The 22,345-nt window shown below is 32.6% G+C and carries 26 protein-coding genes; 1 reads left to right on the forward strand and 25 read right to left on the reverse strand.

Annotation, left to right across the window (positions count from 1 at the left end):
- Positions 1-4: 4 nt before the first annotated feature.
- The 17 genes from B7R67_RS07720 to B7R67_RS07800 all read right to left on the reverse strand — a co-directional run bounded on the left by B7R67_RS07720 (position 5) and on the right by B7R67_RS07800 (position 15,467).
- Positions 5-505 carry a YpoC family protein gene (locus tag B7R67_RS07720; protein ID WP_088069145.1) on the reverse strand — a complete coding sequence of 167 codons (501 nt, stop codon included), beginning with the start codon at positions 503-505 and terminating at the stop codon, positions 5-7.
- Positions 498-1,157: an endonuclease III gene (nth, locus tag B7R67_RS07725; RefSeq protein WP_088069147.1), complete on the reverse strand. Its 660-nt coding sequence runs from the start codon at positions 1,155-1,157 to the stop codon at positions 498-500. The genes B7R67_RS07720 and nth overlap by 8 nt, the downstream gene beginning before the upstream one ends.
- A 192-nt stretch (positions 1,158-1,349) precedes the next feature.
- Positions 1,350-2,060 carry a DnaD domain-containing protein gene (locus B7R67_RS07730; RefSeq protein ID WP_235822115.1) on the reverse strand — a complete coding sequence of 237 codons (711 nt, stop codon included), beginning with the start codon at positions 2,058-2,060 and terminating at the stop codon, positions 1,350-1,352.
- Between the two features lie 465 nt (positions 2,061-2,525).
- The gene (locus B7R67_RS07735) at positions 2,526-3,713 is read right to left on the reverse strand and encodes a pyridoxal phosphate-dependent aminotransferase (RefSeq protein WP_088069151.1); all 1,188 of its coding nucleotides are present in this window, start codon (positions 3,711-3,713) and stop codon (positions 2,526-2,528) included.
- Between the two features lie 12 nt (positions 3,714-3,725).
- Positions 3,726-4,190, reverse strand: coding sequence for a cell wall elongation regulator TseB-like domain-containing protein (locus tag B7R67_RS07740; RefSeq protein ID WP_088069153.1), 465 nt, complete (start codon positions 4,188-4,190; stop codon positions 3,726-3,728).
- A gap of 11 nt (positions 4,191-4,201) precedes the next feature.
- Positions 4,202-4,372 (reverse strand): YpmA family protein, encoded by a 171-nt coding sequence (locus tag B7R67_RS07745; RefSeq protein WP_088069155.1) that lies wholly within the window; start codon positions 4,370-4,372, stop codon positions 4,202-4,204.
- 120 nt (positions 4,373-4,492) lie between these two features.
- Positions 4,493-7,279 carry an ATP-dependent DNA helicase DinG gene (gene dinG, locus B7R67_RS07750; RefSeq protein WP_088069157.1) on the reverse strand — a complete coding sequence of 929 codons (2,787 nt, stop codon included), beginning with the start codon at positions 7,277-7,279 and terminating at the stop codon, positions 4,493-4,495.
- A 125-nt stretch (positions 7,280-7,404) separates the two neighbouring features.
- Entirely contained in the window at positions 7,405-7,788 is a 384-nt protein-coding gene (gene panD, locus B7R67_RS07755; RefSeq protein ID WP_088069159.1) for an aspartate 1-decarboxylase, read from the reverse strand.
- Between the two features lie 26 nt (positions 7,789-7,814).
- Positions 7,815-8,660, reverse strand: a complete 846-nt coding sequence (gene panC / locus B7R67_RS07760) for a pantoate--beta-alanine ligase (RefSeq protein ID WP_088069161.1) — start codon at positions 8,658-8,660, stop codon at positions 7,815-7,817.
- Complete coding sequence (gene panB, locus B7R67_RS07765) at positions 8,657-9,499, reverse strand: 3-methyl-2-oxobutanoate hydroxymethyltransferase (protein ID WP_088069163.1); 843 nt, start codon at positions 9,497-9,499, stop codon at positions 8,657-8,659. Before panB ends, panC begins: the two co-directional genes overlap by 4 nt.
- Before the next feature lie 415 nt (positions 9,500-9,914).
- Positions 9,915-10,898 carry a biotin--[acetyl-CoA-carboxylase] ligase gene (locus tag B7R67_RS07770; protein WP_088069165.1) on the reverse strand — a complete coding sequence of 328 codons (984 nt, stop codon included), beginning with the start codon at positions 10,896-10,898 and terminating at the stop codon, positions 9,915-9,917.
- Positions 10,883-12,079: a CCA tRNA nucleotidyltransferase gene (locus tag B7R67_RS07775; protein ID WP_235822116.1), complete on the reverse strand. Its 1,197-nt coding sequence runs from the start codon at positions 12,077-12,079 to the stop codon at positions 10,883-10,885. The genes B7R67_RS07770 and B7R67_RS07775 overlap by 16 nt, the downstream gene beginning before the upstream one ends.
- On the reverse strand, positions 12,079-13,209 hold the full coding sequence (gene bshA / locus B7R67_RS07780; protein ID WP_088069167.1) for an N-acetyl-alpha-D-glucosaminyl L-malate synthase BshA: 1,131 nt from the start codon (positions 13,207-13,209) through the stop codon (positions 12,079-12,081). Before bshA ends, B7R67_RS07775 begins: the two co-directional genes overlap by 1 nt.
- A 28-nt stretch (positions 13,210-13,237) precedes the next feature.
- Positions 13,238-13,939: a bacillithiol biosynthesis deacetylase BshB1 gene (gene bshB1 / locus B7R67_RS07785; protein WP_088069169.1), complete on the reverse strand. Its 702-nt coding sequence runs from the start codon at positions 13,937-13,939 to the stop codon at positions 13,238-13,240.
- 20 nt (positions 13,940-13,959) lie between these two features.
- Positions 13,960-14,322: a methylglyoxal synthase gene (gene mgsA, locus B7R67_RS07790; RefSeq protein WP_088069171.1), complete on the reverse strand. Its 363-nt coding sequence runs from the start codon at positions 14,320-14,322 to the stop codon at positions 13,960-13,962.
- A 10-nt stretch (positions 14,323-14,332) separates the two neighbouring features.
- Positions 14,333-15,136, reverse strand: coding sequence for a 4-hydroxy-tetrahydrodipicolinate reductase (dapB, locus tag B7R67_RS07795; protein ID WP_088069173.1), 804 nt, complete (start codon positions 15,134-15,136; stop codon positions 14,333-14,335).
- Between the two features lies 1 nt (position 15,137).
- Complete coding sequence (locus B7R67_RS07800; protein ID WP_088069175.1) at positions 15,138-15,467, reverse strand: nucleotide pyrophosphohydrolase; 330 nt, start codon at positions 15,465-15,467, stop codon at positions 15,138-15,140.
- A gap of 136 nt (positions 15,468-15,603) precedes the next feature.
- On the opposite strand from B7R67_RS07800, the gene B7R67_RS07805 reads away from it, so the two are divergent.
- Positions 15,604-16,476 carry a YitT family protein gene (locus B7R67_RS07805; RefSeq protein WP_088069177.1) on the forward strand — a complete coding sequence of 291 codons (873 nt, stop codon included), beginning with the start codon at positions 15,604-15,606 and terminating at the stop codon, positions 16,474-16,476.
- 53 nt (positions 16,477-16,529) lie between these two features.
- On the opposite strand, the gene B7R67_RS07810 is transcribed toward B7R67_RS07805, so the two are convergent.
- The 8 genes from B7R67_RS07810 to B7R67_RS07845 form a co-directional block, all read right to left on the reverse strand.
- Positions 16,530-17,210: a zinc metallopeptidase gene (locus B7R67_RS07810; protein ID WP_088069179.1), complete on the reverse strand. Its 681-nt coding sequence runs from the start codon at positions 17,208-17,210 to the stop codon at positions 16,530-16,532.
- A gap of 57 nt (positions 17,211-17,267) precedes the next feature.
- Positions 17,268-18,050: a sporulation protein YpjB gene (locus B7R67_RS07815; protein ID WP_088069181.1), complete on the reverse strand. Its 783-nt coding sequence runs from the start codon at positions 18,048-18,050 to the stop codon at positions 17,268-17,270.
- Between the two features lie 58 nt (positions 18,051-18,108).
- Entirely contained in the window at positions 18,109-18,693 is a 585-nt protein-coding gene (locus B7R67_RS07820; protein WP_088069183.1) for a DUF1405 domain-containing protein, read from the reverse strand.
- Positions 18,694-18,835: 142 nt separating this feature from the next.
- The gene (locus B7R67_RS07825) at positions 18,836-19,612 is read right to left on the reverse strand and encodes a menaquinol-cytochrome c reductase cytochrome b/c subunit (RefSeq protein ID WP_088069185.1); all 777 of its coding nucleotides are present in this window, start codon (positions 19,610-19,612) and stop codon (positions 18,836-18,838) included.
- Positions 19,613-19,670: 58 nt separating this feature from the next.
- Positions 19,671-20,345, reverse strand: coding sequence for a menaquinol-cytochrome c reductase cytochrome b subunit (qcrB, locus tag B7R67_RS07830; RefSeq protein ID WP_088069187.1), 675 nt, complete (start codon positions 20,343-20,345; stop codon positions 19,671-19,673).
- A gap of 2 nt (positions 20,346-20,347) precedes the next feature.
- Positions 20,348-20,851 (reverse strand): QcrA and Rieske domain-containing protein, encoded by a 504-nt coding sequence (locus B7R67_RS07835; protein ID WP_088069189.1) that lies wholly within the window; start codon positions 20,849-20,851, stop codon positions 20,348-20,350.
- Positions 20,852-20,994: 143 nt separating this feature from the next.
- Positions 20,995-21,444 carry a DUF2487 family protein gene (locus tag B7R67_RS07840; protein ID WP_088069191.1) on the reverse strand — a complete coding sequence of 150 codons (450 nt, stop codon included), beginning with the start codon at positions 21,442-21,444 and terminating at the stop codon, positions 20,995-20,997.
- Positions 21,445-21,754: 310 nt separating this feature from the next.
- Positions 21,755-22,294, reverse strand: a complete 540-nt coding sequence (locus B7R67_RS07845; RefSeq protein WP_088069193.1) for a ReoY family proteolytic degradation factor — start codon at positions 22,292-22,294, stop codon at positions 21,755-21,757.
- Between the last annotated feature and the right edge of the window lie 51 nt (positions 22,295-22,345).

Consider the following 22,345-nt stretch of genomic DNA (forward strand, 5'->3'; position numbering starts at 1 on the left):
CTCCTTATTTCGAGGAAGTTATTTTTTGTTTATAATAAAGCTTTTCTAACTCTGTATACAAACCTGAAAGTTGAATAAATGAATGATAGTGATCTGGTTGCTTTAATAAAAAGCCTATGCGTTCATCTAAATTGATTGGTTTAATTAGTAATTTTTCTAATTCAATTTGCAAATTATTTAGGTTAGACAACATGCGATTATTTGTCCAAGTAAGAATTGAAATAAAATTTGCTAATCCTCTAACCATCGGCTCATATGCTAATTTCCGATTTCGTTGCTTAAAATAGGTAGTAAGATATCCTTCTTCCTCTTTCCATTCTTTAAACATTTGAATGATGATTTCATCACTTTCACTTGGAACATTGACACTTTTATGATCTTTTATTTGCTTGCTTTCATAATAAAACGGTTTATTTGTAATTTTAATTTCATCATTCTGCTGTTCATCAGTATTATTCAGATAAAATGGTGAAACGATAAAATCTTCATGGATCATATTAGGCATTTACTTTCTTCACTTTCATTCGTTTTTTTCCTTCTCGACACATATCTAATAAAGGACATGTTTCACAACCAGGTCTCTGAGCCTTGCAATGGTATCTTCCAAAAAATATTAAACGATGATGCGTTACTCCCCATTCATCTATCGGAACTTTCCTCATTAACGTCTCTTCTACTTCTAACACCGAATCTTTCCATCGGCAGATTGCTAATCTTTTTGAAACTCGTTCAACGTGAGTATCTACAGCAATTGCAGGAATGTTAAATGCAACTGACATGACAACATTTGCGGTCTTTCTACCCACTCCAGGTAATTTTACAAGTTCTTCTCTCGTTCTTGGTACCTCTCCATTAAATTCATTAATGATCATTTCACTTAATTTTTGGATGTTTTTGGCTTTATTTCGAAATAGACCAATTGATCGAATATCGTTTTGTAGTTCTTCTAAAGATACCTCCAAATAGTCTTGAGGTTTTTTATATTTTTCAAAAAGCGTTTTCGTTACTTTATTTACTAATACATCTGTACATTGCGCAGATAAAGCAACTGCTACTACTAATTCAAATGGATTTTTATGATTTAGTTCGCAATGTGCATCAGGGAACATAGCTCCTATTGTACCAAGAGCTTCATTTATTTGCTGCTTATTTAACATTTCTTACCACTCCTTACTAAACAAAAGCGAGGAGATGCTCCTCGCTTCAGACTGTTAATAAACGCTCGTTTTCTTCGTTGCTTCGCCTGATTGCGGTACTCATTACCGTCTAAAGGTAACTCTTTCAATCAGTCTGAAAATCAGATAAATAGGACTTGCTTTACACACTAAAGCGAGGAGATACTCCTCGCTTTACTTTTCTAACCAATTATAAAAAGGAATAGTTCCCGTATATTTTGTTTCATTTTGTGGTTCTCTGGTTTCTTTTTTTCTAAAATGCTTACTATAGTTAATTGCTTGTTCTACTTGCTTAATACCATTTTTCTTCCACTCAAATAGAATACGATCAATATATCGAAAATTCAATTTCCCACTAATAACAGCTTCTTTTAATGCCGTTTTTATGAGTTTTTCATGATGATCGTCTTGATCCATCCACATCGTTAACGTTTCAATTTCGAAAGGAGACAATAATCTACCAAATTCTTTTTCAAATACGGAATAGATTGAATCCTCTTCCTGTTCAATTATTGAAGGATTAGTATGTGTTTCAGTTTCATTTTGACCATTCTCAATGAAATGAATTAATTTTAGCCATAATGGAGAAAGCGAATAGGCTTCAGAGCGTAAATTTTGTTGATCTACCTCTTCTGTAATTTCTAGTAACCCTTTTTTAAGAAGTTCTCGAATCACTTCCATACATCTTTGTTCATTTATTGACATTTTATTTGCTAATTGAGTAGGTGTTGGAAACGTATGACCTTGTTGTTGAAAAGTGTAAAGCTGTAGAATCATGACTAGTTCTTCTTCATTAATGTTTAAAGAAGAATAATGACTGAGAAGTATGTTTGGAATACTTACATTTCCAAATTGAATCCAGTTTATAATGCTATTATTATTCACTTCGAACACCTCTAGCATAGTATAGCATGATTATATAAAATAAGCAGTATAGAAACTCCTGAAATAAAAATAAATAGAGGCATGAAGAATCACACCTCTAATTTAGTTTATCTATTTATCATTTAAAAAAACAACAAATAAATTAATTTATTATGGATATAGTTCAATTAATAAAAGAGAATGGGATTGGTTAAGAGAGCAGGTTCTTTTCCAGATATCTTAAAAAAGAAGGTTGATTTCCGTTTCAGGATGCTCGCTTTCCATGGGGCGTGAGGCTTTAGCCTCCTCGGCAAGCCTGCGGGGTCTCACCCTTCCCGTTACTCCCATAGGAGTCTCCCACCTTCCACTCCAATCAATATCTTTAATATCCCTATTCTATAATAGCTTTTATGAAATTGTCATTTGGAAAAAGATCAACAGATGCTAATTAAATGATGCAAAATAAAGAAAAAGCTAAGCAAATGCTTAGCTTGGTATACTTGCTTTCATAAATTGTTCGATACGGTCTAAAGCTTTATCTAACTGTTCTTGTGAAGTTGCATATGATAAGCGGATGTTATCTGGTGAACCGAAGCCTGAACCTGGAATTACTGCAACATTTGCTTTCTCAAGTAATTCTGTCGCGAATTCATCAACGTTTTGATATCCAGCCATTTTAGCAGCTTCAGTTACATTTGGGAATAAATAAAATGCACCATTTGGTTTAACACAGCTAAATCCCGGTATTGTGATTAAACGTTCATACGTTTTATTTAATCGATCTTCAAACGCAACTTTCATCTTATTAACAGGCTCATCACCTAATTCATAGGCTTTGATCGTAGCAATTTGTGCCATTGTCGTTGGATTTGAAGTTGAATGGCTAGCTAGATTTGTCATCGCATCAATGATCTCTTTATTACCAACAGCATAACCAATTCTCCATCCTGTCATTGAGTGAGATTTCGATACACCATTAATAATAATTGTTTGATCTTTCAGTTCTGGACTTAAAGAAGCAATAGATACATGTTTTGCGCCATCATACACTAATTTTTCGTATATTTCATCAGATATGATTAATAAATCGTGTTTTAAACAGATTTCGCCGATTTCTTTTAATTCTTGCTCTGTATAAATCATACCTGTTGGATTACTTGGTGAATTAATGATAATTGCTTTTGTATTTTCAGTAATTGCAGCTTCAATTTGTGCAGGAGTCACTTTAAACTGCTGATGCTCATAACCTTCAATAAATACAGGAACACCTTCTGCTAAAATTACTTGTTCCGGATAACTTACCCAGTAAGGAGTTGGAATAATTACTTCGTTACCTGGATCTAAAATCGCTTGAAAAAGTGTATATAGAGCATGTTTTGCACCATTTGTTACAACAACTTCACCTGGCGAATAAGTTAAACCTTGATCTTTCAATAATTTATCACAAATTGCTTTTCTTAAAGCTGGTAAACCATTTGAAGGAGTATATTTTGTTTGTCCTTTAAGCATTGCAGAATAAGCTTCTTCAATAATCTCAATTGGCGTATTAAAGTCAGGCTCACCTGCACCTAATCCAATTACATCAATACCTTTATCCTTCATTTCTTTTGCCTTTGCTGTAATAGCTAGTGTTGTAGATGGTGTTAATGCGCTTACTCTTTTCGCTAATTTCATCATTTGTTCCCCCTAGATACTATAACGTTTTAAAAGCTCTCCATTTTCGAAAGCAGCGTAGTAAAAATTATATCGTCCGTTTTGATCTATATATACTACTTCCCATAATGGAATTTTGTTCTCTATTCCTAACTTAACTTTATGTATTTTTTTAGGATTTCTCTCTTTTGTTACTTTGTCAATAATATCTTTTTCGGTCAATCCTTCACTTTTCTTCCTTGTAATAACATTTCCATCCTGTACCCACGCGATCATTTCATTGTTTGATTCATCTTTACCGCTAAGAACAATTGCTTGCTCTTTTCCATGATAGTAATCTGAATGATCGACAGATTTTAAATATCCATCATTTAGAACTAGCTCTTCAGCACTTTTTTTATCATCCGTTAATTTTGAAACAGATGATTGATAGGTAGCGATTAAGAATAATAACAGAAAAATGATGCTTAATCCAAGAATGACTAACCATTTTTTCATATATACCTCATTTATGTTCGATAAATTGTAAATACTGCATATTCTTGATCTTCTTTATCAAGAGCAAGTCCAAACATTAAATCTTTTTCTTTAAGTGTACGATTTAAACTATCAACAATTTTGTATAAGTCTCTATTATATTCAATCTTAGTTGTTGATAATACTTCAATCTTTGAATTCATGTTGCCCCTCCTAAAAAAATGTATGTTTAAATACATTACAATATATGTCATTATACCATACGTCTTGCCCAAATCCCCTATTATTCTCATGCTAATTATTGAAATTTTGTTGAAAAAAGACTAAAAATCTTTTAATAATTCATCAAGTGAATTGATTCTTATTTTATTATTTGGAATCAGTTTTAAGAATTCTACTCCATACTTAGTATTTATGATTCGATTATCTAATACAAAAAGTGAGCCTTGGTCTTTTTCATTTCTTATTAAACGACCATAACCTTGTCTAAATTTGAATACCGCTAAAGGTAAAGCTAGGCTTGTAAATGAATTTTCTCCAGCTTTTTTCAATAAATTTGATTTCGCAATAAACATAGGTTTTTCAGGGTTTGTAAACGGTAAGCGTACAATGATTAAACAATCTAATTCTTCATTAGGCAGGTCAATTCCTTCCCAAAAAGTATTCGTACCTAATAAAATTGTTTGTTTAGATTGTAAAAATTGTTTTATTAACTTTTGTTTACCACCGGGAGAAACCCCTTGGGCTAAAACAGATGAATTTAAGGAATCTGAATTCTGTACTAAATGATCATATGTTTGTTTTAATAAATCAAAAGCTGTAAATAAAACTAATGTTCTCCCCTTAACTTCATTTACGATTTTACGAATTGTATTTGAAGTCTGGAATGCATATTCTTCTTGCGAAATCTCTTTTATCCCCATTAGATCTGAAGGTATATAAACTTCCATACCTTTAGCGAAATCACTTGGAATTGGATATATTTTTTCAGTTAGATTACCTATTGAAGAGATTCCTAGCGATGTTTTAATAAATGAAAATGATTCGTCAATCGACATCGTTGCAGAAGTAAGTACAATTGATTCACGTTCTTCAATTAAATATTTTTGAATTAAATCGGCATTATCCACTTTTTCACAATAAAGCATTGTAGTATGAAAAGAGCCTTTCGCTTCTGTATCCATCCAGCAAATATACTGTTCATTTTTATCAAATAATATTTCATACAAACCATTTTTCATACTATTCAACTGTTCAATAATCATCTTAAATTCTGAAACCATTGCCCGATGGTATGCAGACATTTTTCTACTTTCAATTATTTCCAAATATCGCTCGCACTCCGAGAACAAAGTATTATTTACATGGATCAATCGATTTGCACTTTCTTGAATAACCTTCCAATTTTGACTAGAAGTATTTTTATCAGAAAGTGTTACTGATTGTCTAATGTTTTCTTTATCAAATTCATTTTGCTTAGATAAAATAAAATCACGTAACAACCTAAAAAGCTCATCTGATTCAAATTTAATTTCTTTCACAAGATGATCAATTTTTTTCCACATTATTTCACGATTTGAACTAGGTTCATCAAGTTTACTTAATCGATGTATTAATTCATTGCTATCAGTCGTATTTAATCGACTTAAGTATTGATAGTATTTTAAACATGAAAAAGTAGTACCAAACGTTTTTGAGGCTGTTTCTTCTAGCGAATGTGCTTCATCAATTATGACTGATTTCACTGTATTAATTAAATGTTCTTTGTTTTTTAATGTTGATAGTAAATAAGCATGGTTTGTAATAATGAGATCTGCCAGCATTAACTGATTTTTTGCTCTTTGATAAAAACATTTATGAAACCAAGGATTCGTTCTTTTGTTTTCACTTTCTTCATTACAACAAACTCGTTCCCATAAATGTATGCCACCTGAAGGCAGTGAAAGCTCGTCTAGTTCACCAGTCTCAGTCTCAATCAGCCAAACTGTTATCATTGCTTTAGATAGTATGCTATCGTAATTATCATCAAATTCGCTTTTTACATACTCAAACTTTTGAAGACAAAGGTAATTTTTTTTACTCTGAATAGATGCAATTTTCAATTGAAATGGAATTAGTTTTTCAACCGTCTTTACATGTTTTTTCATTAGTTGTTTTTGTAATGAAATTGTACTAGTACTAATAAGAACTTGTTTGCCAAATTGTTTTGAGAAAAATGCAGAAGGAATTAAATATCCAAATGTCTTCCCTACTCCTGTTCCTGCCTCAGCAAGGAGTATATTTTTTTGTTCAAAAGTATTGAATACATCTTGCATATATGCAAATTGCTCATCTCTTTTCACAAAGTTTGGAATAATAACTGACATTTGATCTTCAAGTTCCCGTTTTTGATATTCATGAAAATCCACAAAGTCCTCTTCCTCTTGTGGCAAACTAAAGCTACTTCGTTTCAGAGCAATTCTTCTAAATTCTTCAATTTCAAGTGCTTCTTTTGGAATCGTTTCAGATTTTCTTTGTAGAATATCTGAAATATAGTATGTAATATCACTTTTAAACCCTTTACTAAGGTTTTCTAAAATTTTTAGAGAGGCGTATGGTAAACTTTCTAGTTTTTCTAATAAGATTGTTAATAGTTCAGCTGTTACTTCGGCATCACTATCTGCTTGATGAGGATTTTCATGTTGAATATTAAATACTTTCGCCAAATCAGATAATTTATAGCTTGTTAATGTTGGGAAAAGGATTCTTGTAAGCTCTACCGTATCAATCGCTAATGGAGAGATTCTTGGTAAACCAATTCGCTCAAATTCTTTTTGTAAAAATGTCAAATCAAAATGAACATTGTGCGCCACGAAATATGCATTTTCAAATAATGGACATAATTCCTCAGCAATCTGTTCAAATTGAGGAGCATGTTGAACCATTTCATCTGTTATTCCAGTTAATTCAGATATAAACGTAGGAATATTCATCATCGGATTAATAAAGCTTGAAAATTGTTCAATTACTTCCCCGTTTTCCAGTACAAAGGCTGCAATTTGAATAATACGATCTTGACCTCTATTATTGTTTCCAGTAGTTTCAAGATCAACGACCACAAACTTATTCATATTTTGCCACCTCCAATTTCTATATATAGATATTTTGCATAAAACGAATTAAACAATACAAAAAAATCCCCTAGAAGGGGATTTTAGTGTTTAGAAAAAGTCCCAGCAATTAAAAGGGATTTTTGTTACTTTATTGTCCCAGCAATTTCTTTACCAATCATTTCAACAATTTCATTTGCATCATTTAAGATTGCAATGTTTGGCACGTGTTGATCAAGTTTTTCTTCTTCAACTTGACCGTAAGCAATAATGATTACTTTGTCACCTTCTTGAACCAACCTTGCTGCTGCTCCATTTAAACAAATGACACCACTTCCACGTTTTCCAGGAATGACATACGTCTCAAGTCGGGCACCATTATTATTATTTACAATTTGAACTTTTTCGTTTTCACGAACATCTACAGCATCCATTAAATTTTCATCTATTGTAATGCTACCAACATAATTTAAATTAGCTTCTGTTACAGTTGCTCTATGAAGTTTTGCTCTCATCATTGTGCGAATCATTGTTATTTTTTCCCCCTAGTTGTTACTTAAATAGAAATAATCATATTATCGATTAGTCGTGAATTAGAAAATTTCACGGCCAATGCAATAATTATTTTTCCATTCGTTCTATTTATAGGTTCTAAATCTGGATATGAATAGATACTTACATAATCTACTGTGCCAGATGTTTCATTTTCAATTGTATTAATAATATTTTGTTTTAACTGTTCAGCGTTATGATTACCATTTTGAATATCTTCTGCAGCTTTTTGTAGACTTTTATAAAGAACAGGTGCCTCTTTACGTTCCTTTTCAGTTAGATAAATGTTTCTTGAACTTTTTGCTAAACCATCTTCTTCCCTTACTGTAGGAACTGGATTAATTTTAACTGGAATATTATAGTCTTCAACTAATCCCTCTATAACAGCCACTTGCTGAGCATCCTTTAATCCAAAATATGCTTGATCTGGTTGAACAATATTAAACAATTTTGTTAATACTAATGCAACTCCATCAAAATGTCCTGGTCTCTTCTCTCCACAAAGTACGTCTACTCGTTTCGTAACTTTCATAGTTGATTTTAATTCATTTGGATACATTTCTTCAACTGTTGGATAAAACAGGCAATCTACACCAGCATTTAGTGCAATTTTTTCATCTCTTTCAAAATCTCTTGGATATTGATCAAAATCTTCATTTGGACCGAATTGTGTTGGATTTACAAAAATACTCAGAACGACGATCTCATTATTTTCTCTAGCTTCTTTTAATAATGAAACGTGTCCTTCGTGTAAATATCCCATTGTAGGTACAAATCCGATTGATTTACCGCTTTTTCGCTCATTCTTTAATTCATTTCTTAATTCATTTATTGTGTGAAACACTTTCATTGAGAACTTCCCCCGTATAATGCCTTTAACTGTTCTTCTTTCATCGTAAACGAATGTTTCGCATCTGGAAATTGTCTTGTTTTAACTTCCTGTACATATGAAGCAATTGCGTTTTCGATTGTAGTTGATACATTAGCATATTGTTTAACAAATTTAGCTACTCTACCAACTCCATACGTTATTAAATCATGATAAACAAGTACTTGACCGTCTGTATCAACACCTGCTCCAATACCGATCGTTGGAATTGTTAGCTCTTCACTAATATCTTTTGCAATTTGCTTTGGTACACATTCAAGTACGATTGCAAAAGCACCAGCTTCTTCACATTTTTTTGCATCATTAAACAATTTCATTGCACTCTCGGAATCTCTTGCTTGAACTTTATAACCACCTAAAACACCAACTGATTGTGGCGTTAAACCTAGGTGAGCTACAACCGGAACTCCAGCTATCGTTAATGCTTTAATAACATCTAAAACATTCTCTTCCGCGCCTTCTACTTTAACTGCGTTCGCATCACCTTCTTGCATAATGCGACAAGCACTTTTTAAAGCTTCTTCTTTTGAAAAATGATAAGACATAAACGGCATATCAGTAACAATAAAAGTATTTTTTGCGCCTCTTTTTACAGCTTTAGAATGATGAATCATATCATCCACAGTAACTTTAATTGTTGAATCGTAACCTAAGACGACGTTTCCTAGTGAATCACCAACCAAAATCATATCTACTTCACTTGCCTCAGCAAGTAATGCTGAAGGATAATCGTAAGCTGTAATCATTACAATTGGATCTTTATTTTCCTTCATGTTCAAAAAATCTTTTGTCGTTTTCACTTCGTTTCCTCCTTTGAAATGAAGAGGAAATGGGGGTTACAATAAAAAACCTTTGCTCAAAAGAACAAAGGAAAATTGTAAACCAGCTCATTCCTCTGTCCCAGTCCATTTAGGATCAAGGCAGATCATATTTTTAGAATTAATTTTTGAAAATTGGTGTAGTTCCTACTAGGATACTTAAGAATCATCTACCCTATTCAGATACCACCCGTGATGAATCAACGATAATCGCGACCCTCCACTACAGTTTATAGTAAAGATACTAATTAAGTAAAGAAAAAACTTGGTATAATTTACAAATATAAAAAGAGAAAGAAAACTTACCAATTGGAGGGCACTTAGCTGACTTCCTTTATGAATAAAAAAACCCCCTTTCCAAATTTGGAAAGAGAGCCGCTTTTATTTTTTGAGGTTATTATTTTCTAAAGGTAATATCCGCAGAATAGATTGTATGAACATTCCCTAAATGATCTTCTATTAATAGTTGACCTTCATCCGTAATCCCGATTGCATTACCAACGATTTCCTCCGTTAAGGTTGTCGCTTTTATTTGTTTACCTAACGAGATTGCATAGCTTTCCCATAAAATTTTAATTGGCATAAAACCTTTTTCTAAAAATATTTCATAATACTTTTCAAATTCGGCTAGGATGACTTGAATCAAATTAGCTCGCATAAATTTTTGTCCTTTTTCAATGCGTAATGAAGTAGCGATATCAGCTAGCTCTAAAGGATAATCTTCTTCAACTTGATTTACATTTATACCTATTCCGATTACTACACTCTTAATGCAATCAGCATCACCTTGCATTTCAGTTAAAATACCGCAAACTTTTTTGTTATTAATCAAGATATCATTTGGCCATTTAATATTAGGTTGTAAGCCGGTAACTTTCTCAATTGCTGAGGCAATAGCGACAGCTGTTAATAAGGTTAACTGAGGAGCAACTCTCGGTGAAATCGCAGGCCTTAGAATGACGCTCATTGCTATAGCTTTACCATCAGAAGTTAGCCAGCTTCTTTGTAATCTTCCTCGTCCTAACAATTGTCGTTCAGCCAAAACAATTGTACCTTCAGGCGCCCCATTTAGAACTAATTCATTCGCAATTGTTTGAGTTGAATTTGTTTCCTCTTGGTAAACGACATTTCTGCCAAATTTTTTTGTTTCTAGTCCTAGTTGAATATCAGTGGGTGTCATTCGGTCTGATTTACCAATTATTTTATAACCGACTTTCCGAACTGCTTCAACTTCAATGCCTTCTTCTTGAAGCTCTTTCATATATTTCCATATTGCAGTACGTGAAATCCCTAATTCATCACTTAAGAATTGTCCTGATAAATATTCATTACCATTTTCTGTAAATAACTGAAGTATTTTTTCTTTTACTTTTGAAGCCAATTTAAGAACCACTCCTTAACTGCAAGCCGGTTATTTTCAAGTCGTTCTTCCACTACTTGAAATTCAATTTGATTAATTACTTCCTTTAACCAAGGTCCGCCTTTTAATTGAGACCAATTTAATAAATCATTACCTGTAATACATAACTCTGATTTAACATAGATTGGTAATTTTGCATATAAATCACTTAAATATTCTTCATTATAGTCTTTTCTATTCGTATGACCTAAAACAGATTGTAAACGTTCATACTTAATTGCATCTTCGAGTCCAATTGTGTATAACTTAGCATTATTCCAAATAATTTTGTTTTCATACAGCAAATTTAGTAATTTTAAAATTTGTTTTATTCGATCATTCGACATCTTCCAGTTTCGTAAAATCGTTTCAGGCTCTTCAAAATTACATTTAAATAAAATAAGCGCCCAATATTCTTCTACTGTTTTCATTGTATTAATTGGCATCTCTAGTAACTCATTAAATCGGGCTGAATGTTTTTGTAAATCTGGAAGATGATTTATTAGCTCCGTTTGAATTAATAACTCAATTGCTTTTATAGGTGATTGACCTAAGAACATTTTTTCAATTTCGATATTAATTCTCTCAATCGCTATTTTTTCAATTAACTGCTTATTTGATTTAATTGCTTGAAACGTTTCTTTACTCATTTGAAAATCTAATTGACTAACAAACCTGATCCCACGTAACATTCTAAGGGCATCTTCTTGAAATCTTTCTTTTGCTTCTCCGACACATTGAATCAGGCCATCAGAAATATCTTTAACTCCATTAAATGGATCAAGCATTTCGTTTTTCCAGGTCATGGCAATCGCATTCATTGTAAAATCTCTTCGTTTTAAATCTTCTTCTATTGATTTTACAAACAATACTTCTGATGGTCTACGATAATCGTGATAGGTTGATTCTGTACGAAATGTTGTAATTTCATATGATTCCCCATTTTCAATTACTAAAACCGTACCATGTTGTAATCCTGTCGGAACTGTTTTCGGAAATATTGACATGACCTCATTAGGTAATGCTGAGGTTGCTATATCAATATCACCTATTGACCTATTTAATAATTTATCTCTTACACATCCACCTACAAAGTAAGCTTCAAAACCGTTTTTGATTAATTTTTCTAAAATCGGTTTAGCTTTTTCGAAAATATCCATCATCATTTCATTCCTAATAACTCATTATAAATTGATAAATATTGAGAAAGAATTTTATTTGAGTGGAATCTTTCCTTAACGATTTCCATCGCACGATTTGAAATTTGATTATAAAGTTTTTCATCTTTTAATAAGTTAAGTGAATAGTAAGCAATTTGGTCAATATCTCCTAGCTCACATATATAGCCATTTTCCCCATGTTCGATTACTTCTGGAATCCCACCAACTCTAGTACCAATACAAGGAACTCCACATGCCATCGCCTCGAGTAACACTAATCCAAAGCTTTCCTTTGATGAAAGGAGAAGTTTAAGATCACTCATAGCAAGTAATTCTTCTACATTTTCTTGTTTCCCTAAGAATAAAACATCATCTTCAATTCCAAGCTCTCTTACTAATTTACATAAGCTTGATATTTCCGGTCCATCACCAACTAAAAGTAATTTAGAAGGAATTTCTTTTCTTACTATATTAAAAACATCCACAACATCTTTTGTTCGTTTAACTTGACGGAAATTCGAAATATGAATAATAACTTTTTCATGTTCTTTAATACCATACTCTGTTTTTAAAGTACGACAATTTCTTTTGTAGTAAACTCGTTCGTCGATAAAATTGTATACAGTTTGAATTTCTTTATCTGGGTTAACTAATTCTTTCGTTTGACGGATTAAGTCATTTGAAACAGCTGTAACGACATCAGATTTTTCAATTCCAAATTTAATTAATTCTGTTAAAGAAGGGTCATAACCAAGAACAGTTATATCTGTACCGTGTAATGTTGTCACAATTTTTATATCATGATTTATCATTTGTTTTGCTAAAACAGCACAGACTGCATGTGGAATTGCATAATGCACATGTAAAATATCTAGCTTTTCACGATTTGCTATTTCGGCCATTTTGCTAGCTAGAGCTAAATCGTATGGAGGGTGCTGAAATACAGAATACTGGTTTACTTCAACCGCGTGATAATATATATTCGGATATACTTTATTTAATCGAAAAGGCATACTTGATGAAATAAAATGAATTTCATGTCCTAGTTCAGCTAATAGCTTACCTAACTCGGTTGCAATAACACCAGAACCCCCTACAGTAGGATAACAAGTAATCCCTATTTTTAATTTCATTTTATCTCTCCTAAACATCTCATTCTTCTTATACTAACCAATCTGCATTTAAAAGAAGTGGTTTTTTACTCATAAATCCTTCGCCATAAGAGACCCCTACTTCTTTACCAAAAATCTTTTCCCTTGCGATTACACTATTTACGTAATCATTTGTTAATGGTGTTATTACACCATCTGGACCAGGTGTAAATTGACTTTCATACGCTTCTAGCGCTTTCTTTTTAATTTCAATTGTTTCAGATATATCAACAATAAAGTTTGGACGATGAAACCCATTGATCATGTATTGGTAAATTTGATTCACTTTGTGTGCTTCGTGATTTGTATTGACATTAAATTTTCGAATACCAGATGAAAAAACGGCTTCTTCAATTATTTTAGTACAATTACCATGATCAGGATGACGATCAACCTCATATGGAGAAAAAACAATACTAGGCTTTGTCATTCTAATTAATGCCACAACTTGTTGAATTGCTTCACTTGATAAATAAAGACCTCTATCAGGTAATGATAAATTAAATCTTTTTGAAACACCTAATATTTTATCTGCTGCTTCAGCTTCTTTTCGTCTACTAAAAGTATCTCCATTTGAAGATAGTTCTGCTTCAGTTAAATCACAAATAGCAACTTTATAGCCTAATTTAGTTAATTTAGCAATCGTACCACCCATCCCGATTTCAACATCGTCAGGATGTGCACCAAATGCTAATACATCAAAATAGTCCACCTTTATCCCCCACTTTCAATTTAACTATAAAATTTCACAACTGCCTTAGCAGTTTGAATATTTGTTGCTACAGCGACATGAAAAACATCGCAAAGTCTTAATAAAGCATTCACATCTGGCTCATGTGGTTGAGCAGTTAATGGATCTCTAAAAAAGAAAATTGCATCCATTTCACCCTTCGCAACGAGCGCTCCAATTTCTTGATCCCCACCAAGTGGACCAGATTGAAATCGGTGCACTTTTAAAGAGGTATTCTCCATTAAACGGAGTCCAGTAGTGCCTGTTGAAAATAGTTCGTGCTTTTGAAAAAAAGATTCATATTCTTTAACAAAAGTAATTAAAGCTTTTTTTCTTTCATCGTGAGCAATTAGAGCTATTTTCATCTAAAGCACCTCAATCCATAATATTTTCTAAACCATAAACAAGCTCTGAAAGATTCATTACCTCTTCAACAGCTACTTTTACCCCTGACATAAATGAAGCACGATTCATAGAGTCATGACGGATTGTTAAAAGTTGTCCATCGCCACCAAACATTACTTGTTGATGAGCAACAAGACCTGGCAATCTTACACTATGTACTCTCATTCCATTCATATCGGCACCTCTAGCACCTGTTTCCGTCTCTACTTCATTCGGATGACCTTGACGTTTATATTCACGAGATTCTTCAATCATTTGAACAGTTTTAAGTGCTGTTCCAGATGGAGCATCTAATTTTTGATCATGATGAAGTTCAATAATCTCAATATCTTTGAAATATTTCGCAGCCATTGCTGAAAATTTCATCATTAGAATCGCTCCAATTGCAAAATTAGGCGCAATAATACATCCTAGCTCCTTACTTGAAGCTAAATCTTTTAATTCATTTAATTCCTCTTTCGTAAATCCGGTTGTACCAATTACAGGGCGAATACCATTTTTCAAAGCTAAAAATGCATGTTTCTTCCCTATTTCAGGTGTTGTTAAGTCAACTAGAACATCGAAGCTTTCATGATTGATACATTCCTCTAACGTTTCATATATTTTCGCTTTATCTTTAATCTGAGGATTAATTTTCTGAATTGATTCTCCACCTAATTTATAGTCTACTGCAGCTACAAATTGAAAATGCTCTGTTCTTTCAATTAATTGTAATGCTTCTGTTCCCATTTTCCCTCTAGGTCCTGCTAAAACTACTCTTATTAAGTTATTCATATTAAACTTCCTTCCTCGTCCATCGATCTTTGTCCCTTGTATTAAATTTATTCATCACCATATCATGGGCTTCTGTTAAATCAATGTTTAAGCTGTTCGCTAAGCAAATCATCACAAATAAAACATCACCAAGTTCTTCTTCAATCAGTTTCTCTTTTTCAGTATGTTTCTTTGGTTTTTCACCGTATGTATGATTTATTTCCCTTGCGAGTTCACCCATTTCTTCCGTTAATCTTGCCATCATTGCTAACGGGCTAAAATACCCCTCTTTAAATTGACCTATATATTTATCTACTTCATTTTGCATTTCTTTCATCGTTTTTTCGTGCATACTAAAATCAACTCCTCAATTAAATCTTATCGAAATGACTACTTTTTGACAAATTATATATTATTTTACTTGAAAAAAATACAAGATAAGATAAAAATAAGAGTTTAGGGTAATTTTATAAGTATGGAGGAAGTATATGATTTTCAATTTAAAGTTACGTAATATCTTATTTATTATTTTAGGCTCTGCAATTTTTTCTTTTGGGATTATGAACATTAATATTCCAAACAATCTAGCTGAAGGGGGATTTACTGGAATCAATTTAATTCTTTTAGCTGAATTTAATCTACCCGTTTGGATTTCCAATTTAGCTTTAAATGTCCCTTTATTCTTTATTGGTTGGAGACTACTAGGAACAGTTACGATGCTATATACAATCATTGGTACTGTAGCAGTTTCTTTCTTTTTAAAACTATTTGAGAAATTTACATTCAATATAGATGTACATGGTGATTTAATGTTAGCTTCATTATTTGCAGGTGTATTTATTGGAGTAGGATTAGGAATTATTTTTAGATTTGGTGGCACTACTGGTGGCGTTGATATCATTGCTCGTTTAGCATACAAGTACAAAGGTATTAACATGGGTAAAACAATGTTTATTTTTGACTTTGTCGTTATTTCGGTTTCATTATTAACTTACTTAAAAGCATATGAAGCAATGTACACATTAGTAGCAGTATTTGTTGGTGCAAGAATAATTGATTTTATGCAAGAAGGTGCATATGCTGCTCGTGGAGCAAATATCATTTCTGAGAAGAATGATTTGATTGCAGCTCGTATTATGAAAGAAATGGAACGTGGGGCTACGTATCTAAAAGCAACAGGAACATTTACTGGAGAAAGTAAAGATGTGTTGTTTTGTGTAGTTCCCAAAAATGAACTTGTTCATTTAAAAAACATTATTCAAGATATCGATCCTCATGCTTTTGTAGCTGTAACGGAGGTACATGACGTACTTGGTGAAGGTTTTACATTAGATGAAAATAAAGTTCCACTTCACCCTTAAAATGATAAAAAAAGAGGTTCTCGGCTTAAAAAAGCTAGAACCTCTTTTTTTATTTAGTCATCACTACGTTGCATTCCAGTGTAAATTAACACTAATCGTAATAATTCAGCAACAGCTACTGCCGCCGCTGCAACATACGTTAACGCAGCTGCATCTAATACACGTTTTGCATAAACATGCTCATTTGAGTTTATAATCCCTAAAGTTGTAATCTGTTTTAATGCTCTACTTGAAGCGTTAAATTCAACAGGAAGTGTAATAACTTGAAATAATACACCTGCCGCTAATAGTAGAATACCCAATAATAAAGCACCAGATATGCCAGAAATCATTCCGATAAAAATGAAAATCCAAGAAAAATTGGAACTGAAATTTGCAACAGGAACTAAAGAATGGCGAAATCTTAAGAAGCTATAATCATTTGCATCTTGAATCGCATGCCCTACTTCATGTGCTGCAACCGCTGTTCCCGCAACAGAATATCCATGATAATTTTCAGAAGATAATCGTACAACTTTTGTTCTTGGATCGTAGTGATCCGATAAGTAACCGCGAGTTTCTTCAACTGCAACATTGAACAACCCATTATCATTTAAAATCTTTCTTGCTACTTCTGCACCTGTTAAACCAGATGTAGAACCAACTTGAGAATACTTTTTAAATGTCGATTTTACCTTCAGTTGAGCTAGTAAAGGTACAATCATCAAAATTAAAAAGTAAAGTAAATAACCCATGATATTCCTCCAAAGAGTGATATTTTACAATATTGTATAGACTACTAGAGAAATTTGTCAATCATTATGCTCTCTTCGCTTTTTTTTCTTTTTTTGATCACCCTTATATTTTCTCCAACCTACATAACTTAATGTACCTACAATAATACCTATAGTTGTAAAAATTGTCCAAAAGGAAGCAGGTGGGATAATAGAGCTCCCCTGTCCAAAAATAAATAACAACTCACTTTGCGTCTCATCTATTTTTTGTTGAAAGGCAGGTATTGATTCCTTATTTATTCGATAATCATCTAAAAATGAAACGAGCGAATTAATTTTTTTTACTTCATCGTAAGGTAGATCAACCAAAAGACTAGGATAGATGATTTCGAACTGCTGTAAAAATTGATTCAATTGAATTTCATATGCTTCCGAATTCCCCTTTTTATATGCTGAGTCCATATTTTTTAAAGGTGTCATAACCGACTTTTTCATTTGTTTCCACATCGGTTGCATTGTTGTTTGATCAGCATCTATTAATAATCTAAGACCTAACACATCAGCAACTTTTTCTTGTGGATCAATCGCATCATTCTTCAAAGAAACTAGTGCATTTTGAAATGTAACCGAAATGGTTTCTAATTCTTTCGGAGTTAGCTTTTTATTCTTTTTTGCCGACGCCATGTAATTTGATTCTAACTGCTCTAATAAATTTGCACCGTGTACATAGTCACCGTCCTGTACTAAAGAGAGCGATTTTTCAATTAAAGTCGTTTCTTGATCTATTTTTGCGTAACCTTTTACGCTATTAAATGAAAAGAAAATAAAAAAAATACTTATTCCCGCAATTAATTTTTTCATCAAATCCCTCCCTCATAACTACTAATAATTATGAGAGTAAGGACAAGATTAGAACCGTTCACATTTTAGTTCGATTCCTTAAAATTAATTGGTAATAAGCAATGAAAATAACAAATATAGTTAACCAAAAAGTAAGTAAAGCTATCCAAATTTTGTAATCTGATAGCATATAATATTCAGGCATTGTTCCGAAAACATAATCGAAAATAAGATCTTGTAAAATCCATACACTTGCTACAGCTAAGTGCCATTTTTTCACTTCAAATGTCGGTGCATAAAGCATTGCTTGTAATGCCATTCCTCCGTGCGAGAAGATTAATAAATAAGCAACAAGATCAAGTCCACCAGTTAAATAAAGAACAATTCCATTCATAACAACTGCCCAAATACCATATTTAAGCAAGCTTACGTAAGCAAGTGCCTCTAGTAATCCGTTCTTTTTATTTAGAATGAAAAGTAGCAATACAAAACAAAAAAATAATGATGCGGTTGGACTATCTGGAACAAAAATTCTCAACCACTTCGGAGTATCATATATTTGAAATCTGTACCAATAATATCCCCATATTGTACCTAATACATTGATTATGAATAATACAATTAAATTTGATTTTAGACGTAGCATACTATAGAGTATGTTCACAAAAACACTTCACTTTCAATTTTCACTTAATAAATTTATAACACAAAGTTCACAATTTAGATGTTTTATCACATTTTTAACATGTTATTATTTCAATATACAATACAATAAAAAAAGAGTCGATAAATCGACTCTCTTTTAATTACTCAGTTTTACCTGCTTTTGATACGAACTCAGCAAGTACTTTTAGCTCTGCATCAGTACCTTTAAATACGCCAGCTGGCATATTTTTACCACCGTTTTTAGCAATATGAGCAATTTGATCTGGTGTTAAACCAGTGTTTTGAAGACTTGGAGCCGCTGCGCCACCTTGAAGATTATCACCGTGACAAGACACACAAGTATTTTTTTGCAATAATTTATATCCTGGATCTTCTTTATTTAATTCAACAAAAGTACGAATTTTACCTTGTTCTTTTTGTTTCTTCCAGTCATGGTGTGATGCTGCTTCCCATGTTAAATAAATTACTCCAGATAAACCTAATAACATAAAGCCAGTAGCTAAAGGACGTTTAATTGGTTTTCTATGAGGACTACGGTCTAAAAATGGTGCTAATAATAACCCACCAAATGCTAAACCTGGAATTACGAATGCACCAATTACGTTATAATCACCAGAAGCATAGCTATATTTTAAGAATTGATATAAGAATAAGAAATACCAGTCTGGTAGTGGTGTATAACCAGTATCAGTTGGATCTGCAACCCTCTCTAATGGAGATGGATGTGCAATTGTTAATGTTAAATACCCAATTAAGAAAACTGCTCCTACCATCCACTCTTTTAATAAGAAGTTTGGCCAGAATGCTTCTGTTTTCCCAGGATACTCAGAATAATCTTTTGGAACATTAGGTTTACGACCTTCCATTGCAGGTACACGTGAGTCACCTACAAACTTCATTCCTTTACCGCGATGCATGTTCTCCCTCCTTTATTTCGACACACTTTAGTAATTTACTAAAGCCACATGCTTAATCTTATAGTGGACCTGAAATACCTTGCTTACGAATGATTAAGAAATGGGCACCCATAAGAGCAAGTAAAGCACCAGGTAAGAAGAATACATGAATTGCGAAGAAACGAGTTAATGTTTGTGCACCAATAATTTCCGGATTACCTGCAATTAACGTTTTCACTTGCTTACCAATAAATGGTGTTTGTTCGGCAATTTGCAGACCTACTTTAGTCGCAAATAACGCTTTCATATCCCAAGGTAATAAATATCCTGTAAAACCTAAACCAAGCATTACAAAGAAGATTAATACCCCAACAATCCAGTTAAGCTCACGAGGCTTTTTATATGCGCCTTGGAAGAATACACGTAAAGTATGTAAAAACATCATAACGATTACTAAACTTGCACCCCAGTGATGCATACCACGAACAATTTGTCCGTATGCTACGTTGTTTTGTAAGTAATAAACTGATTCCCAAGCATTTTTTATATCTGGAACATAGTACATTGTTAAAAACATTCCAGATAAGATTTGAATAACAGTAACGAAAAATGTTAATCCACCAAAGCAATATACGAATGCAGAAAAATGGTGTGCTGGATTAACGTGTTCTGGTACTTCATGATCAGCGATATCTCTCCAAAGAGGTGTAATTTCTAATCGCTCATCTACCCAGTCGTAAATTTTGTTTAGCACGATTATTTACCTCCTGTGTTTGGTAATAATTTACCAAGATAGAAAGAATCACCTTTCACTTTTACTTGATAATTATCAAGTGGACCAAGTGGTGGTGTACCTTTAATATTTTGGCCGTCTAACTTATAACGACCGCCATGACATGGGCAAAAAAACTGATTAGGAAAATCCTTGTTATCATTCCATCCAACTGTACAACCTAAATGTTTACATGTTGGTGATAATGCAACAATATCCCCGTTTGAATTTTTGTAAACCCATGCAATGTGTGCCGCATCAGACTTTACCCATCCATCAACTTGTTTCGTTTTAAAATCAAAACGTTTTGGGTCAGTTGTTAAGTCTTTAACTAAACCAACCTCCACTAAAGATCCAGCTTCTTCTTTTTGTAGAACTGGGTCGATAGCAAAACGAGCCAATGGCATAAGCATTCCTGCAGCCATGAAACCGCCTACACCCGTTAAAGTGTAGTTTAAAAACTGGCGTCTTGAAACCTTTTCACTCATGAAAATTCCCCCCTCTATCACAAGTACTCCTGTACGGACAACAGCTATAATAAAAAAACTAGGACACTTTCATAATATAATAACAATTTTAGAAGGTCAATAATATCCTAATAATAATCATAGTAATAATGTTGTTTTTATTTTTATCCCCATCTTTTAGAAAATAATGCATTTACATGGGATAATTGTTTCTCTACAATTACTCGTTGAGAAGATTCATCTAAGCTATTAATATTTAGTGTAGGTAACCAAATTAATGATTCTTCCATTTCATTTTCATATTGCTTCCATTCAAAATCACATGTTAAATAGAAAATATGTTTTAATCCACTACCCTTAAACTCGTTATACCAAGTTTTTAATCGCTCTATTTTATTGATTTCTTCAGGTAAATAAGTATATTCCGGAGCAATTACTACTCTTCCTTTATATGTACGTTCAATTTCAGATGTAAGTATAATCAAGTCTTCTCTTTGCTCAGCTAAGTCGATTTTTTCTTTTTTGAAAGAAACAGGACATAGTGGAACAATAATCGTATCGATATACTCCAGATTCTCAATAACTTGGTTTAACTCATTAGTTGTCCATTTCATCAAGATTTCCTCCTTTTATTAAAATAATTTAATTTTAATTGTGAAATTTTTGTGAACAAATATCTATTCTCCATTTAACCATATATTACTATTTTAAGAAAGAAAAAAAGTCTTTAGATAACAGGACTTTTTTCAAAGTGTAATATAAAATGCAAGCTTAAGGAAAGAAAGGAAGAGCAGGGTTAAGGAAAAGATAATAAATAATCATAAAGGCTTGCTCTCAATCATACCTTTCCTGCCTTTCCTCTTTTCCCTGCTCTTAACTCAACATAAAAAAGTCCTCAGGTTATGAGGACTTTTTAAGTATTAATTAGCTTAATGCATTGAGTTGTTTGGTTAATTCATGGAAAAGTTTCTTGTCTTGCTGATCTAATGCTTCATCAATCATTTTCATTAATCTATCTTTCTGGAAATTAATGATAGAATCTGATAACAGTTTTTCAGCAATTACTCGGTCCTTTTCATTACTGTTTAAATTTTTAGGTATATGTGGGTTCTCTTCTAAAACTGAAACAAACATCGGATATTGAAAAGAAGATTTAAAATTCAGTTGGATATAAATATCCTCATCCCTATTAAGTCGAATATCGTGAAAGGACTTTTCTGCATCCGTTGTCATAACATTTTGTTTATAGAAATGAAATGGAACTTCTTTTACACAGTTCGTCGACATCACTAATCCCCGTGGACAATATTTAGACTGTTCTACGAAATGAACCTTTTTCATTAAATAATCATGGCTCATTAAGTAATTTAATATCCACACACATTCTCTTTGCTTTAACTGAAAATTACTTAGAAACCATTTTACAAAGTCTTTCTTCTCATTCACAGATACAGGGGTTGCCATTTTTAAATCCCTCCTCTGTCCTTTAAATTTGTCCCCTTTTCTGAATAAAGA

This window comes from Gottfriedia luciferensis, from assembly GCF_002156865.1.
Taxonomy (GTDB): domain Bacteria; phylum Bacillota; class Bacilli; order Bacillales; family Bacillaceae_G; genus Gottfriedia; species Gottfriedia luciferensis.

What these genes read in the sequence shown, in the direction of transcription:
- B7R67_RS07740 (WP_088069153.1), bottom strand. Translation starts at nt 4,190, where the DNA reads ATGAAAAAATGGTTAGTCATTCTTGGATTAAGCATCATTTTTCTGTTA.
- B7R67_RS07720 (WP_088069145.1), bottom strand. Translation starts at nt 505, where the DNA reads ATGCCTAATATGATCCATGAAGATTTTATCGTTTCACCATTTTATCTG.
- B7R67_RS07745 (WP_088069155.1), bottom strand. Translation starts at nt 4,372, where the DNA reads ATGAATTCAAAGATTGAAGTATTATCAACAACTAAGATTGAATATAAT.
- nth (WP_088069147.1), bottom strand. Translation starts at nt 1,157, where the DNA reads ATGTTAAATAAGCAGCAAATAAATGAAGCTCTTGGTACAATAGGAGCT.
- dinG (WP_088069157.1), bottom strand. Translation starts at nt 7,279, where the DNA reads ATGAATAAGTTTGTGGTCGTTGATCTTGAAACTACTGGAAACAATAAT.
- B7R67_RS07775 (WP_235822116.1), bottom strand. Translation starts at nt 12,079, where the DNA reads ATGATGGATATTTTCGAAAAAGCTAAACCGATTTTAGAAAAATTAATC.
- B7R67_RS07735 (WP_088069151.1), bottom strand. Translation starts at nt 3,713, where the DNA reads ATGAAATTAGCGAAAAGAGTAAGCGCATTAACACCATCTACAACACTA.
- B7R67_RS07800 (WP_088069175.1), bottom strand. Translation starts at nt 15,467, where the DNA reads ATGCACGAAAAAACGATGAAAGAAATGCAAAATGAAGTAGATAAATAT.
- B7R67_RS07835 (WP_088069189.1), bottom strand. Translation starts at nt 20,851, where the DNA reads ATGAGTGAAAAGGTTTCAAGACGCCAGTTTTTAAACTACACTTTAACG.
- dapB (WP_088069173.1), bottom strand. Translation starts at nt 15,136, where the DNA reads ATGAATAACTTAATAAGAGTAGTTTTAGCAGGACCTAGAGGGAAAATG.
- B7R67_RS07810 (WP_088069179.1), bottom strand. Translation starts at nt 17,210, where the DNA reads ATGGGTTATTTACTTTACTTTTTAATTTTGATGATTGTACCTTTACTA.
- bshA (WP_088069167.1), bottom strand. Translation starts at nt 13,209, where the DNA reads ATGAAATTAAAAATAGGGATTACTTGTTATCCTACTGTAGGGGGTTCT.
- panC (WP_088069161.1), bottom strand. Translation starts at nt 8,660, where the DNA reads ATGAAAGTGTTTCACACAATAAATGAATTAAGAAATGAATTAAAGAAT.
- panD (WP_088069159.1), bottom strand. Translation starts at nt 7,788, where the DNA reads ATGATTCGCACAATGATGAGAGCAAAACTTCATAGAGCAACTGTAACA.
- mgsA (WP_088069171.1), bottom strand. Translation starts at nt 14,322, where the DNA reads ATGAAAATAGCTCTAATTGCTCACGATGAAAGAAAAAAAGCTTTAATT.
- B7R67_RS07840 (WP_088069191.1), bottom strand. Translation starts at nt 21,444, where the DNA reads ATGAAATGGACAACTAATGAGTTAAACCAAGTTATTGAGAATCTGGAG.
- B7R67_RS07815 (WP_088069181.1), bottom strand. Translation starts at nt 18,050, where the DNA reads ATGAAAAAATTAATTGCGGGAATAAGTATTTTTTTTATTTTCTTTTCA.
- B7R67_RS07805 (WP_088069177.1), top strand. Translation starts at nt 15,604, where the DNA reads ATGATTTTCAATTTAAAGTTACGTAATATCTTATTTATTATTTTAGGC.
- B7R67_RS07825 (WP_088069185.1), bottom strand. Translation starts at nt 19,612, where the DNA reads ATGCATCGCGGTAAAGGAATGAAGTTTGTAGGTGACTCACGTGTACCT.
- B7R67_RS07845 (WP_088069193.1), bottom strand. Translation starts at nt 22,294, where the DNA reads ATGGCAACCCCTGTATCTGTGAATGAGAAGAAAGACTTTGTAAAATGG.